The organism is Pedobacter nutrimenti (assembly GCF_003208655.1).
Classification (GTDB): domain Bacteria; phylum Bacteroidota; class Bacteroidia; order Sphingobacteriales; family Sphingobacteriaceae; genus Pedobacter; species Pedobacter nutrimenti.
In genome coordinates, this window is the sequence record NZ_QKLU01000003.1 from 23,385 (window position 1) to 36,383 (window position 12,999).

Annotated in this window: 16 protein-coding genes; all 16 read left to right on the forward strand. The window is 42.7% G+C overall.

Translation table 11 applies throughout. From position 1 onward, the window contains the following. The first annotated feature begins 3 nt into the window (after nt 1-3). The 16 genes from mobC (at nt 4) to traM (ending at nt 12,998) form a co-directional block, all read left to right on the forward strand. Nucleotides 4-405, forward strand: a complete 402-nt coding sequence (mobC, locus tag B0O44_RS08265; protein WP_110829273.1) for a plasmid mobilization relaxosome protein MobC — start codon at nt 4-6, stop codon at nt 403-405. 2 nt (nt 406-407) lie between these two features. Further along, nucleotides 408-1,772 carry a relaxase/mobilization nuclease domain-containing protein gene (locus B0O44_RS08270; protein ID WP_110829275.1) on the forward strand — a complete coding sequence of 455 codons (1,365 nt, stop codon included), beginning with the start codon at nt 408-410 and terminating at the stop codon, nt 1,770-1,772. A gap of 69 nt (nt 1,773-1,841) precedes the next feature. Then, the gene (locus B0O44_RS08275; RefSeq protein ID WP_068402279.1) at nt 1,842-2,477 is read left to right on the forward strand and encodes a ParA family protein; all 636 of its coding nucleotides are present in this window, start codon (nt 1,842-1,844) and stop codon (nt 2,475-2,477) included. Further along, on the forward strand, nt 2,474-2,839 hold the full coding sequence (locus B0O44_RS08280) for a hypothetical protein (protein ID WP_110829276.1): 366 nt from the start codon (nt 2,474-2,476) through the stop codon (nt 2,837-2,839). The genes B0O44_RS08275 and B0O44_RS08280 overlap by 4 nt, the downstream gene beginning before the upstream one ends. After that, entirely contained in the window at nt 2,836-3,141 is a 306-nt protein-coding gene (locus tag B0O44_RS08285) for a hypothetical protein (RefSeq protein WP_110829278.1), read from the forward strand. Before B0O44_RS08280 ends, B0O44_RS08285 begins: the two co-directional genes overlap by 4 nt. A 7-nt stretch (nt 3,142-3,148) precedes the next feature. After that, on the forward strand, nt 3,149-3,469 hold the full coding sequence (locus tag B0O44_RS08290; protein ID WP_068402273.1) for a DUF4134 domain-containing protein: 321 nt from the start codon (nt 3,149-3,151) through the stop codon (nt 3,467-3,469). 43 nt (nt 3,470-3,512) lie between these two features. Next, nucleotides 3,513-3,824 carry a DUF4134 domain-containing protein gene (locus tag B0O44_RS08295; protein WP_068402271.1) on the forward strand — a complete coding sequence of 104 codons (312 nt, stop codon included), beginning with the start codon at nt 3,513-3,515 and terminating at the stop codon, nt 3,822-3,824. A gap of 279 nt (nt 3,825-4,103) precedes the next feature. Next, nucleotides 4,104-6,845 carry a TraG family conjugative transposon ATPase gene (locus B0O44_RS25185; protein ID WP_073233020.1) on the forward strand — a complete coding sequence of 914 codons (2,742 nt, stop codon included), beginning with the start codon at nt 4,104-4,106 and terminating at the stop codon, nt 6,843-6,845. Next, nucleotides 6,842-7,504 carry a hypothetical protein gene (locus B0O44_RS08315; RefSeq protein WP_110829281.1) on the forward strand — a complete coding sequence of 221 codons (663 nt, stop codon included), beginning with the start codon at nt 6,842-6,844 and terminating at the stop codon, nt 7,502-7,504. Before B0O44_RS25185 ends, B0O44_RS08315 begins: the two co-directional genes overlap by 4 nt. A gap of 5 nt (nt 7,505-7,509) precedes the next feature. Next, nucleotides 7,510-8,160 (forward strand): hypothetical protein, encoded by a 651-nt coding sequence (locus B0O44_RS08320; protein WP_146229786.1) that lies wholly within the window; start codon nt 7,510-7,512, stop codon nt 8,158-8,160. Beyond that, nucleotides 8,157-8,828, forward strand: a complete 672-nt coding sequence (locus tag B0O44_RS08325; protein WP_073233019.1) for a hypothetical protein — start codon at nt 8,157-8,159, stop codon at nt 8,826-8,828. The genes B0O44_RS08320 and B0O44_RS08325 overlap by 4 nt, the downstream gene beginning before the upstream one ends. 3 nt (nt 8,829-8,831) lie before the next feature. Beyond that, nucleotides 8,832-9,611: a hypothetical protein gene (locus B0O44_RS08330; RefSeq protein ID WP_073233018.1), complete on the forward strand. Its 780-nt coding sequence runs from the start codon at nt 8,832-8,834 to the stop codon at nt 9,609-9,611. 1 nt (nt 9,612) lies between these two features. Then, on the forward strand, nt 9,613-10,752 hold the full coding sequence (locus tag B0O44_RS08335; RefSeq protein WP_233603806.1) for a plasmid transfer protein: 1,140 nt from the start codon (nt 9,613-9,615) through the stop codon (nt 10,750-10,752). Continuing rightward, the gene (gene traK, locus B0O44_RS08340; protein WP_199748275.1) at nt 10,752-11,372 is read left to right on the forward strand and encodes a conjugative transposon protein TraK; all 621 of its coding nucleotides are present in this window, start codon (nt 10,752-10,754) and stop codon (nt 11,370-11,372) included. The genes B0O44_RS08335 and traK overlap by 1 nt, the downstream gene beginning before the upstream one ends. Next, complete coding sequence (locus B0O44_RS24860) at nt 11,350-11,775, forward strand: hypothetical protein (protein ID WP_124558628.1); 426 nt, start codon at nt 11,350-11,352, stop codon at nt 11,773-11,775. The genes traK and B0O44_RS24860 overlap by 23 nt, the downstream gene beginning before the upstream one ends. Nucleotides 11,776-11,777: 2 nt before the next feature. Beyond that, on the forward strand, nt 11,778-12,998 hold the full coding sequence (traM, locus tag B0O44_RS08350; protein WP_073233017.1) for a conjugative transposon protein TraM: 1,221 nt from the start codon (nt 11,778-11,780) through the stop codon (nt 12,996-12,998). Nucleotide 12,999: the final 1 nt, after the last annotated feature.

Sequence of the window (12,999 nt, forward strand, 5' to 3'; positions counted from 1 at the left end):
ATTATGGGGAACAGCAAGAAACCTACTGACAAGGGGTTTATACTTAAAACCCGCCGTTTTGAATTAAGATTAAGCGAGCAGGAATTGCAGCAACTCATAGAGTTAGAAAAATCACTAGGTATCAGTCGTGCCGATATAGTTCGCATTCGGGTACTACAAAATGCAACCAAAATGCTTGTGAACAGTAAAGAACTGATGAAACAACTGGATGACATCGGAACAGAACTTGGCCGATCAGGTAATAATATAAATCAATTAGCGAGGCACGCTAATATACTTCACAAACAGGGCATGCTAAGTCAAAGTATTTCTACTGAATTTAATAGTCTTTTAGGCAAATACATCCACGTACAGCAGGAGCTCGAAAAAAGTATTCGCCAAGTTATCCGCTTAATGAAAGGTTAACCATGATTGTAAAAATCCTTCTGCCCTCTGCTACGTTTAGAGGCGTAAGTTACAACACAACCAAAATAGAAAACGATAAAGGAGAATTGATGAAGGTGGAAAATTTCGGTGCCTTGCAAGCCTTGGAACATCTCAAACCAAAAGATTATATTAATTACCTCGAAGCTCGATCGAAAACAAGCGCAAGGATTAAATTTCCGCAGTTCCACGCGGTCATTTCCTGTAAAGGAAAATCACATAGCAAGGAACAACTCACTGAAATCGCTACTACTTGGTTAAAAGGGATGGGTTATGAAAACCAGCCTTACTTATTGGTCTTTCATAAAGACACGGACAATAATCATATTCATATTGTCTCTACCCGCGTAGATGAAAATGGAAAAAAGATAAATGACAGCTACGAAAAAATCCGCGCTTACCAGGTTTTAAATCAAGTAATGGGACTCGATGAAAAAGAGACAGTAAACAAAGACCTGGAAAAGGCAATGAGTTACAATTTTTCAACCCGTCCCCAGTTTATGATGCTATTGGAATGCCAAGGTTACTCCCTGAAATTGACGGGAGGGCAATATCAGCTTTTTAAGTATGGTAAGTTGCAGGGAAACATTGATGTTTCTGAAGTTGATGCTAAGATTAGTCTTTACAATCAAAACATCGATCGCTTAGCACAGCTAAGAGCAATAACTGAAAAATACCGAATAAGTCATAGTCCAGTTGCTGTTCCATTAACAACACCACTCCTCGGAGGCAATACAGCCAAACCTACAGGATATACTTCAGAGCTCGCAGAAGTACTTTCTTCAAAGTTTGGTTTACAGATCCTTTATCATGGAAAGCCGGGATTGCCTCCTTACGGTTACACTGTAATAGACCATTCAAGAACGACCGTTTACAAAGGTGGCGAACTGATGCCAATTGCCGAATTTATTAAGCCATCAAGCGATCTTCAACAAGACAATGAGTCACCTGTCGAAAATGAAACTGTCAAACAGGATAATTCTGATTCCAATGTCATCCCAGATCAGTCAGCAGAGGATTCAAATTATACTGATATAACTTTAACTTTTGAAAGTGAAACGGTCAAACTGGGAGATTCCGATTTTTATGTTGCACCAGATCGGTCAGCCAGGGATTTTATTAATAATGATATAATCCCAACCCTACAAAGCGAAACGGTCAAACAAGATGATACCGATTCTTCTATTCCCCCAGACAAGTCTTCAGAGGGTTCAGGATTTACAGAAGAACCAACTCCTACAACCTCGTTCCCAGAAATCAATTTGGATATTGCCGATGACATCGACGATGAAGCTATACTTGGTCGTAACAGGCAGCGTAAGCGCAAAGCCAGAACCAATACCCGATAACTTAAAGCAACCTGGTTCTTTAACCTTTCTCAAATAACACCTCCTAAAAGAACTTAAAAAACTATTATTATGCTAATACTATTAGGCAATCAAAAAGGTGGTGCGGGCAAAAGTACGCTTACGCTACTTTTGGCCAATTACCTTACTCAAATCAAAAAGCGTAACGTCACTGTCTTGGATATGGATTATCAACAGTCGTTGGCCACAAAAGCTCAAAAGGCAAAAATTTTGGAAAATGAGCCACTTTATGAAATTGTTCCAGCTGATCTTAAACATTTTCCATCCCTACACAATGCACTGAGCAACCGATCTGGCGAAATCATATTGATCGACCTCCCCGGAAAAATGGATGATGACGGACTGCTGCCTTTGTTTGCTGCATGTGACCTTATCCTTTGTCCTTTCGCGTATGATGAATTTTCTGTGGATTCGACCTTACTGTTTGCAATGGTGCTACGGAAGATCAATGATAAGGCCCCATTCATATTTATTCCTAACCGTGTTAAAAATACAGTGAAATATGAAACAAAGACTGAAATTGAAAATGTACTGCGGCGTTTTGGGGTGGTTGCTCCAAGCCTTGCTGACCGCGTGGATTTTCAGCGGATCAGCACTTTCCAAACACCACTGATTTTATACCCGGTCGTATTGCCATTGCTTGATCTTATCTATAACCAGTATCTAGATTGGGAGGACCATACATGAGCCAGATAAAATCATTAGCCGACGAGCTAAGAGAAACGATTAAAAAAGATGGACATCCCGACAAGGAAATAGAGGACGGCGAGATATCTTTTAAACTGAAACCTATAAATAAATTAACTAAAAAGCCTCCTGACATAAAGCTCGACACCCTGTTTGAAAGTATCCTGACTTTTGAACTGATAGGGACGGAAAAACTGCTGATCCGCCTGGATGACCGCACAGTATTTCTATTGAAGCAACTGAAAATTGCCAAGGCAATTGATATGAACAAACTAATCGCATTCAGCTTGCAACATTTTCTTCTTACCCACCCTGAACTTATAGAATACGTCAAAGAAAACATTAAAACCATCAAATTATGAATTGGACACAATTTCTACTCAGCATTGCCGCTGTCTATTCCCTTTATTACCTGTTTAACATCCTCTTTGACATGATAAAGTCACGAGGCCAACCGATCACAGGCACGAGCCAGGACGAACTCGTATTCTCTGAAGAAACACAACCCAAACAGGTCGGCTCTGATGAAGTAGCACCCGAACCCAAAAGCCGGCAGGTTATATCTTCTGGCCCACTTATTAGCACTGGAGGAGTAAGACTTCAACAACTTTTCGCTCTGGCCCAGTCCGAGGTCATCGAGTACACCAAAGCCATACCTTATTAAGGCAACGATGAAATTCAAGTATCCACTTTTAAAGACAACTCCGGTTGTCTTTTTTTTTGCCCTGCCTTTTTTGGCAACGGCCCAGTCACCGCCAGGTATCAGTGAATTTTATGAGGTCAGTGGAGAAATGCATCGTTGGTATTTCAGCCTTTCTGACTTAGTACTTGTCCTCGGTGCCATCAGTGGCATACTGGGCGGTCTTCGGGTATATGCCAATTGGCAATCCGGCAAACATCATATAGACGCCCAAGTGATGGGTTGGTTCTTTTCCTGCCTCTTCCTTTCTATCATCGGGGCAGCCCTCAAAGCCCTGTTCGGGGTGCATTAAACAGCCTTTTCAATTTTTCATTCACCATTTAATTTCTCAATTCATGACAGTAAACAACAAAAAACTGTTTGCAATCGCTGCATTTTCAATGCTTGCAGCTCAATCTTCGTTTGCCCAAGGCGGAGGTTCCATCGGTATAAACGCCGCCACTTCTTCGCTGACGAGTTACGTAGATCCAGTATCTACGCTGATTTTGGCTATCGGTGCGGTAGTTGGATTGATCGGTGGGGTTCGCGTGTACATCAAATGGAACGCGGGGGACCAGGACATCAACAAGGAACTTATGTCTTGGGGCGGTTCCTGTTTATTCCTGGTACTCGTATCGGTGGTAATCAAAGCATTTTTCGGCGTATAATGATCGCCAAGTATGCAATCTATAAGGGGCTTCAAAAGCCCCTTATTTACCGGGGGTTCAAAGGAAAATTCATTTATTGGGGATTAGGTTCCTTAGTTGGAGGTCTGATAATCGGAGGCCTTATTGGAGCCCTCACCAGTATGTACTTAGGTGGTTTTTTGACCATTGCCCTGATCTCAGCTGGGCTCACCTATACCTTTTTTCGACAGAAAGACGGCCTCCACTCCAAAACCCGAAACACAGGGATTTTTATCCATCCAGTCCACTTAAAACTAAACTATGCAGCGAGAAAGAAAAACAGGATTTAAAATTCCTTTTGCTGGGATCGATACCTATAATGGCTTACAGCTATTGTACGGCGAGAATGGTGATTTCTCCATGATCCTGCACATTAGTAACCCGGTGCCGCAATACGGCGCCGACCCTGATGCTTACAATGCTTATCAAAGTGTATTGCTAAACATCATTAAGATTCTAGGCGAAGGACACATAATACAAAAGCAGGATGTTTTCATCCGCAGGAAATATAAGGGTGTAAATCAGAGCGAATTTTTACAACAGAAGTATCACGCACATTTTGAAGGACGAGAATATACAGACATTAAATCCTACCTGATTATTACCAAGCAGGTTAAACGCGGTGCTTTCTATACTTATGATAAAAAAGTATTGTCAGATTTCTTTCAGAACGTGATTAAAATTTCAGATTTGCTAGCCAATGCCGGATTCAACCCAAGCTTTTTGAATGAGGTTGAAATCAACCGATACATAAGTAAGGTGCTTAGCATGGAGTTTGCCTCGCCCCATACCACTCTTAATAATATGCGTTGTGGGGATGAACAATTGAATTTGGGTAATCTGGCCATCCGTTGTATCAGCATGGTCAATACCGATTCGGTGGATCTACCGGAAAAGTTAGGCCCCTACACCGAAAAGCAGGATAACAAAGGAATGCGGGATTTTCCGGTAGATAACCTTTCTTTTTTACATCAGGTTCCTGGATATCGTGTTATCATTTATAACCAATTGTTAGAGATACCACCACAACAGCTAACACTCAATAAACTAGAGCTGAAACGTAAACGCCATTCAGGCGTTCCCGATCCGGCCAACCTCATCTGCGTTGAGGATATAGATATGTTGCTGGTTGATGTAGCAAGAGAAAATCAAATGCTCGTCAATGCCCATTATTCCATGATCGTATGTGCAGAGGAAGAACAAATCAGGAAGGCTGTTAATTATATTGATGCAGCACTTTTTCAGCAGGGAATTATCCCATCACGAAACGCCTATAATCAGTTAGAACTTTTCCGCTGCGCATTGCCTGGCAATGGTGTAGAACTAAAAAAATACGACTGGTTTTTGACAACCGCCGATGCTGCCCTCTGCTTCTTTTTTAAGGAATCTCTGTTAAAAGATGAACCCTCGGACTTCCTGGTTCGCTTTACCGACCGCCAAGGTATTCCCGTGGGGATAGACCCCGCAGACCTGCCCATGCGCACCAACCGGATCAATAACCGAAATAAATTTGTGCTCGGCCCATCAGGCAGCGGGAAGAGTTTTTTTATGAACGCCTTGATTGAGCAGTATATGCTCTATAACATGGATGTGGTGATCGTGGATACCGGGCATTCCTATTCCGGGATGTGCGATTATTTCCGGGGCAAGTACATTACCTGGTCGGACAGCAAGCCGATTACGATGAACCCCTTTGCCATTGCTGAAAGTGAATACAATATAGAAAAAAAGGATTTTCTGATTACCCTGGTCAGCCTGTTGTGGAAGGGTGCCGAAGGGACCATAAGCTCGGTTGAGCGTGATGTCATTTCCAATGTAATCTCCGCCTACTATAGCCGATATTTCAATCCGGGGTATCCCGGCCTATCCCATAAACAGCTTTTCAGCATACGCAAACGTGTCTTTGAAAGCATGAAGGAGAACCCTCTTTTTGATATGGACTTCGATGTGATCGATGATAATCTGCTTAACCTGGAAATCAGTGATTTAGATGAAGTCCTGCTGGCAGAAGATCCTGATACGACTCCGTTTAAGGCTGCTTTCAATCAAAAATATTTTTCCGCAGTAAACGAGGAAAAGAAACTGGGCAGTATCAGGCATGAACGGACGGGAATTACCGCTCTTGATTTTAATAGTTTTTATGAGTTCGCACTCGGGAAAATACCGGAGATCAAAATCGAGGAAAGGATTGCGTTCGACCTGGACGAGTTCAGGTACGTGTTAAAGAAATTTTACCGTGGCGGAGAGTTTGAAAGTATCCTCAACGAGCCTGCCGACGCATCCCTTTTTTCCGAGCGGTTCATTGTCTTTGAAATTGATGCCATTAAGGAGAACCGTATTCTGTTTCCCATAGTGACACTGATCATTATGGATGTGTTCATCCAGAAGATGAGACATCGTAAGGATCAGCGAAAGGCCCTCATAATTGAAGAGGCGTGGAAGGCAATCGCCTCACCTTTAATGGCAGGGTACATTTTGTACCTCTATAAGACTGTCCGTAAATTTTGGGGCGAGGCCATCGTGGTCACCCAGGAATTGGGGGATATTATCGGCAATGCAGTGGTCAAGGATAGTATACTGAACAATTCGGATACCATTTGCCTGCTAGACCAGAGCAAGTTCAAAGAGAATTACAAGGAGATCGGCAAACTCCTGGCCATTACTGAAATCGAGCAAAAGAAGATATTTACCATTAATAAACTGGGCAACACCGATAACAGGGGGCGCTTTAAAGAGGTATATATCCGAAGGGGTGCTTCGGGGGAAGTGTACGGCGTGGAGGTCTCTATTTTTCAGTATTTGGCCTATACTACCGAAAAACCGGAAAAAAGTGCGGTGGAAATCTATACCCGCACCTACGGGACCTATCAAAGCGGATTGGAAGCTTTTGTCTCCGATATGGAAAAAAGCGGATTGCCTTTGGATGCCTTTATCCGCCAGATTAATAAGGATGGTATACCCATCCCAAGTTCAACTGAATATTTTAAACCCGATTTTGTATGAAACGATCACTTCTAATTGCAGGACTTTTTATTACAGCCTGTCCTGTTTTTGCCCAGATTTATGTGGACCCAACCACGGCGGGTGCTATGGCTGCACACTCAGGAATTATCAACGGGCAGCTCAATAGAACGAATGATAACCTTACATTGATCCAACGTGGTCAATTGGCAGTAACTGGCCAGCTGGTCATCGTAAATGATTTGCAGCAACAAATCTACCGAGGGTTAAGTGAGGTATCTGCCGCCGTACGATCCTTGTTGGCCATTCAGGATATTGCCGACATCAGCATGGATATTGTTTCCGATGTAAACAAGGCTATTTCAATTGCTCAAAGTAACCCGGTTCTGCTGCTCTTTGCTGAAGGTGGTGCTCGCGAGTTCAAACGAAGGGGAACGGCATTGGCTGCGGAAGTCAGCTCCTTTGTATTGCAGGGTGGCATAAACAACCTGATGGATTCTGGCGAAAGAGCAAAATTATTAAACCGCATCAGGACCGAACTGATGATCTTACGGGGTGTTGCTTATGGAATGCATCGAACGATGTTTTGGGCGAAACAGCGCGGTATTCTTAATTCTCTTAATCCTTATTCCGGTTATATAAATATTGATGTAAGGATTGCTAATGAGATCATCAGAAACGCTAAATACCTAAAAAAATGAAAGGAATGATTATCCTAATCTTCCTGCTTTTCGGGATACTACAACATGCTTTTTGCCAGCTCAATGTAGAACTAATTCACCAGTTGGTAGCCGAAAGTAAAAGCGAAAATAGCAGACAGGAAGAAGCTAAAAATAAACAGGCAGTTACTTCTGCAAACGAAGAGGTAAATAAAACACAAATGAGCAAACTTAAGACGAAGTACAGGGAATTACAAAGCCGTTTTCATACTGTGGGACTGGCTATTGATGCCGCACAGATCGGACTGGAAGCCAGCCCAGTTGTTTCAGAGATCATCCGACAGCAAAATATAATCTACCAGCTGGCTAGTGATAATCCTATTCTGATTTCACTAGCGTTCCAGACTGAACAAGACCTTGCAGACAGAGCGAGAATGTTGGTGAATTATATTATTGGTCTGGCCCTAAGTATCGGCGACATCAACCAGATGAAAGCAAGCGACCGCAAAATTCTTTTTTCACATGCATTAACTGAACTCCGCTTGATAGAAGGGGCTAGTAAAGGTTTGGCCACGGCCATGTTCCATGCTAACCGAAAACGCTCGTTGAACCCCTTTGCCAATTTTATTGAGCAAGATAAACAGCTTGTTGATAATATATTACGTAATGCCTCTATTCTTAAAGCAACAACGCCATGAGGTGCCAACTATTTATCGCAGGTTTTTTGCTGCTCGTTTGTACAGAAAGTTCAAATGCGCAAAAATTAGTTTTCGACCGCGGTCATTTTGCGATTGTTAATGAGAACGGCAGCGTGCGTTTGGCAGCAGAAAATACCCATAACAATTATCTAAGCACCATTAACAATCGTTTGGATGACATAAATCTGAATATCTCTTCAGTGGTGATGGTGCAGAACTTGATTTATAATTCACTTACCCAGGTCAATCAAGCATTGAGAAGCGGTATAGCCGCCACACAGATTGCTCGAATCAGTACAGAGATTATTAAGGAAAGCAATACCATGATCTCTATTGCAGGCAGCGAGCCCTATTTATTGCTGTTTGCCGAGGATGTTGCAAGGCAACTGAAATCCCGTGGAATTACCCTGGTTAGCGAAGTATCTGATTTTATTTTAAAAGAAGGCGGCAATGTGTTGATGGACTACGACAAACGAGATGCTTTACTACGTAAGGTCATCCTGGAATTAAAAGTCATGAGGGCACTATGTTATAGTATGGGTAGATCTATGTATTGGGCAAAAATGAACGGGGTGTTAAAAACGGCTAATCCTTATAGAGATTTTATAAATCAAGATACTCGGATGGCCAATGATATCATCCGTAATTATCAAATTTTAAAACAATAAACGATGAAACATTATATTCTAGCCATACTTATTTTGGGGATGGCCGCTTCTGCAGGAGCCCAGCGTATCATTCGAGACCAGTCTATTGTTAACCAGCAAGAACGTATGGTTTTCAAACAATGGGACAGGAAGAAATTTACCCCAACTAGCGGCTTTTTAGGACTTAATCCAAACTACTGGCTTACCTGGGCGTGGCACCCGAACTACCCTAAAAAAGACCTCCGTCCATTGGGACCTGTCGGACCACAAACTCAGCGTCTGGCTTTTGCCGCGGCCATGCAAAATACCGAAAACGCCTATAAACTGCATGCTGATACTTTAAGAAATACTGCAATAACCGAAGCGGTAAACTATTCAGCTGTTTTTTCTACTGCCGATCCATTGTGGATGCTATACTACCGTCATGAATTTGAACCTCTTTTAAACGAACAAGATGCAAATTTGATGTCTGGAATTCCCGCAAAAGAAATTGACTACCTGGTTCGCAACGGCGTTTACGAGTGGTATCGCGAAGAGTCCTCAGGAATTAAGGAACGCCTGGACGGTGCAATGACTACAACACTTGACCGTGGTTCAAGGCTACTGACCTACCACAGGCTGCTTTTGGAATATCGTCGGTTAAATACTTCCTGGGAGGCAAAAAAACAGTACGCCAGAAAATTCCTAGCTCTTAGTGAATCTACAAACAAAATGAAGTCCAGGGACCAGCCCATTGTAGAAAGGCAAGGTTTCAGAACCGATCAGCAAATCGCTGACGAAATTTTAAGGAAATCCAAACTCTAACATGATGAACATAACCAATTTACTGACCGGCACTGCCGGTTTTTTTATGCAATCAGGTTCCGGAAATGTGCCAGACTCATTTAAAAAAACTTTCAATTTTTTGCAAGGCAACGGGGTCTACGAAGAAGGTATGATGCATTTTTTAAAGGAAATGAAAAATACACTGTGGACGCACTATGATGCATTTATTGCAGATGCACAGGCACTATCGGCCATTTTCATGCTCATTTTTTTTGCCGTTAAGTCATATGAAATGATGTCGGGTGATAAAAAAATGGAAATTATGCCACTGCTTCGTCCATTCGGCCTGGTCATGGTAATTCTTTGGTGGTCTCCTTTTACCAGAGTGGTCTCCTTTCCCACAGATATAATTGCAAATAAGACTGAGATTATGTTTAATAGCAGCCAAACAGAAGTCAATAACTTACGACTGGAAAGAGCCCAGCTGATGGTACAGGTAGCAGATAATCTGCTCACTGTGCAGGCCCAAACAGAAACAGCCAAACAGGAGGCAGACACCTGGTACCAGAATGCCTGGGAATCGGTGAAGTCTACGGTTAAGGAAGGTTTTGCTGAGGTATGGAACCCAATAGTAGAGTTACGTAACCGTATGCAAGTCGGTCTGCAACTCCTTGCCACTTCCATTCTGGAAACATTGGCTTTATGGGTACTTCGGATCTGTGTATATCTCATCTTCATTATCCAGATTATCTTTTCTACGATACTGATTATACTGGGGCCATTCTCAGTCGCAATCAGCATCCTTCCTGCATTCAGGGACAGTTTTACTACATGGGTTGCAAGGTTCATTTCGGTTAATCTTTATACAGGTATCGGTTTTCTGGTTCTGTACGTCGCTTCTTTATTCCAGCATTATGCTATGGAAGCGGAGATAAGCCGCTACAAAGAGCTTGTCGGCACCTCTGCCGACCGCTTGGAAAAACTTGGGTGGCTTGCCGGAAATGGCCTGCTCTCTTTCGGGATGGTAATCGTAACCTTTTTGATTGGAGGTCTTACCATGTTAGCAGTTCCCAGCATTAGTACATGGATCGTGTCTACATCCGGTATAAGCTCTGCTGCTTCCACGATGGGTCGAGGTGCTTCAAATATGTCCAGAATCTTAAGCAAAATGATGAAATAATGATTGTAAAAAATATCGAAGCCAAAGTACGCCTTGCCACATTTTTGTCCGCAGGAAGTTTTATCCTGGCCGTTGTCATCGTCCTGATCGTTTCCCTGTTTGCTTACAAACAGGTTGCAGACGCTCGAAAAAGCGTCTACGTGCTAGATGCAAACAGCGTACCGCTGCTAGCCAGGCAAACTGATCTTCAAATGAACCGCGCTGCGGAATATCGTTCGCACGTCAACCTTTTCCACAGTCTTTTCTTTTCGCTTACGCCTGATGATAAGTATATCGAATATCAGATGAAAAGAGCGATGTACCTGGTCGATGAAAGTGGTGCACTTCAGTATAACAACCTTAAAGAAAAAGGATTTTTCAATTCAATTCTCTCCTCCAGTGCTGTGTTGACACTTCAGACCGATTCAATTTTTATTGATGAGGGTCTTAAGTATTTCCGTTACTACGGTCGCCAGAAAATAGACCGTCGCAGCTCCACGATTATTCGTTCGCTCGTCACTGAAGGTTATCTAAAAGACCTGAAAATCCGCTCTGATAACAATCCCCATGCGGTACTTATTACCCGTTGGAAAACATTGGAAAATAAAGACATTGAAAATGTACAGAAAAACTCATTTTAAACCCCGCCCAAATCTTTTATACGAGCTCAGAAAAGAGTTCGGAGGGTACTTTCTCCGCTTGTCGGCTCTTTGGAAACTCGTCAGCTCCAGATACCCAACGCAAATATTTGCCCTCATGCTGGCGTCTATACTGTTTTCAGGCGTATTCGCCTTTACGGTTATGAGGGTAAAAGAACCCAAGTCATTGCCATCGCTTTCCAGCTCAGGCACCAATGTAGCCCAGGGGTTCGGACAGATCATAGGTGCCGGGCAGGCATTTCAGAAAGTGCTTGATCTGCAAAATCAGATCAACACAGTACTGCACAAAGAAAAGCTGACTGCTGCCGATAGCCTTTTTGTCAAAGATGCAATTCAGCAGTTGGAAATCATCCATAATGAGCTAAATATTAAACCAACACCCTAATTATGAAGATCAATTTCAAGCAACCGCGATATGTGCTACCACTGATCCTACTTCCTTTCCTATGCTTATTTTTTTACGCATGGAAAAGCAGCTTTGGAAAAGATGCACCCGTACAACAAAATGGAAATACGCTACAGGAAACATTGGTGGATGTTTCCGAAGAGGTTAAAAACAAAGGTATTGAAGATAAGTTGGACGCTTACCGTAAGCAATACAAGGATGCCGATGGTTACACAGCAGTCGGTGGGATCGCAGACGAACAAACCAACAGGCAAAAAGTTCCAGACCTGTACAATCAAATGGAAAAAAGGATGTTGGATTCCATCGACCGGGAAATGAAAAGGAAATATGGTAACACAGCCGCCGAACCACGCACATCACATTCAACCTTTCCCAACGCAGTCCCTAAAACACAGCCACCAAAAACTTACGATACAGACCGAGACTTGGCAACTGCACTTTCCAAATTAAAGCAGCAACAATCGGCACCTACCACATCAGAGGTGCCTGGTAATAAGGGACAAACGGACCCCATGAAAATTTTTCGGGAACAAATGTCACTGATCGACAGCATGGGCAAAGCAAACGACCCCGATTACAAATCAGAACAAGCCAGAGAAAAAGAGATGGCCCTTGCTGAACGGGAGCTTAAAAATCAAAAAAAACTCAGCGTTTCTAAAACTTCGGCGTCCACGGCACTTTTCAATACCATTTCAGCTAATGGAGAAGATAGTTTTATCCGTGCCATAGTAGATCAGGACATCACTGGCTATGCAGGTTCTCGTCTACGTATCCGTCTGTTAGATGACATGACCGCAGGTCGGTTTTTAGTTAAAAAAGGTACATACCTATATGCCCAGATAACAGGCTTTAGCGGTCAACGGGTAAACCTATCAATTAGCTCCATTTTTCAAAATAACAATATACTACCTGTCCGACTTGACATCTACGATAATGACGGCCTGCCTGGGCTTTATGTCCCCGCATCTGCATTCCGTGAATTTTCAAAAGTACTTGGTAGCGATGCCAGCCAGGGTATGACGATTCAACAGCAAGCTGAAAACAATAACCAGCTAGTCATGAGCATGCTGCAAAAAATGTTTCAATCTACTACAACGGCGGTTAGCAAACTGATCCGTAGCAATAAAGCCAAACTGAAATATAACACCCAGGTCTATCTTATTGACCCGCAAGAACTCAAAAACACTCAGAACAAGTATTAAC

Excerpts from the sequence above, each read along its gene's own strand:
- mobC (WP_110829273.1), top strand. The coding sequence starts at position 4 with ATGGGGAACAGCAAGAAACCTACTGACAAGGGGTTTATACTTAAAACC.
- B0O44_RS08270 (WP_110829275.1), top strand. The coding sequence starts at position 408 with ATGATTGTAAAAATCCTTCTGCCCTCTGCTACGTTTAGAGGCGTAAGT.
- B0O44_RS08275 (WP_068402279.1), top strand. The coding sequence starts at position 1,842 with ATGCTAATACTATTAGGCAATCAAAAAGGTGGTGCGGGCAAAAGTACG.
- B0O44_RS08280 (WP_110829276.1), top strand. The coding sequence starts at position 2,474 with ATGAGCCAGATAAAATCATTAGCCGACGAGCTAAGAGAAACGATTAAA.
- B0O44_RS08285 (WP_110829278.1), top strand. The coding sequence starts at position 2,836 with ATGAATTGGACACAATTTCTACTCAGCATTGCCGCTGTCTATTCCCTT.
- B0O44_RS08290 (WP_068402273.1), top strand. The coding sequence starts at position 3,149 with ATGAAATTCAAGTATCCACTTTTAAAGACAACTCCGGTTGTCTTTTTT.
- B0O44_RS08295 (WP_068402271.1), top strand. The coding sequence starts at position 3,513 with ATGACAGTAAACAACAAAAAACTGTTTGCAATCGCTGCATTTTCAATG.
- B0O44_RS25185 (WP_073233020.1), top strand. The coding sequence starts at position 4,104 with ATGCAGCGAGAAAGAAAAACAGGATTTAAAATTCCTTTTGCTGGGATC.
- B0O44_RS08315 (WP_110829281.1), top strand. The coding sequence starts at position 6,842 with ATGAAACGATCACTTCTAATTGCAGGACTTTTTATTACAGCCTGTCCT.
- B0O44_RS08320 (WP_146229786.1), top strand. The coding sequence starts at position 7,510 with ATGATTATCCTAATCTTCCTGCTTTTCGGGATACTACAACATGCTTTT.
- B0O44_RS08325 (WP_073233019.1), top strand. The coding sequence starts at position 8,157 with ATGAGGTGCCAACTATTTATCGCAGGTTTTTTGCTGCTCGTTTGTACA.
- B0O44_RS08330 (WP_073233018.1), top strand. The coding sequence starts at position 8,832 with ATGAAACATTATATTCTAGCCATACTTATTTTGGGGATGGCCGCTTCT.
- B0O44_RS08335 (WP_233603806.1), top strand. The coding sequence starts at position 9,613 with ATGATGAACATAACCAATTTACTGACCGGCACTGCCGGTTTTTTTATG.
- traK (WP_199748275.1), top strand. The coding sequence starts at position 10,752 with ATGATTGTAAAAAATATCGAAGCCAAAGTACGCCTTGCCACATTTTTG.
- B0O44_RS24860 (WP_124558628.1), top strand. The coding sequence starts at position 11,350 with ATGTACAGAAAAACTCATTTTAAACCCCGCCCAAATCTTTTATACGAG.
- traM (WP_073233017.1), top strand. The coding sequence starts at position 11,778 with ATGAAGATCAATTTCAAGCAACCGCGATATGTGCTACCACTGATCCTA.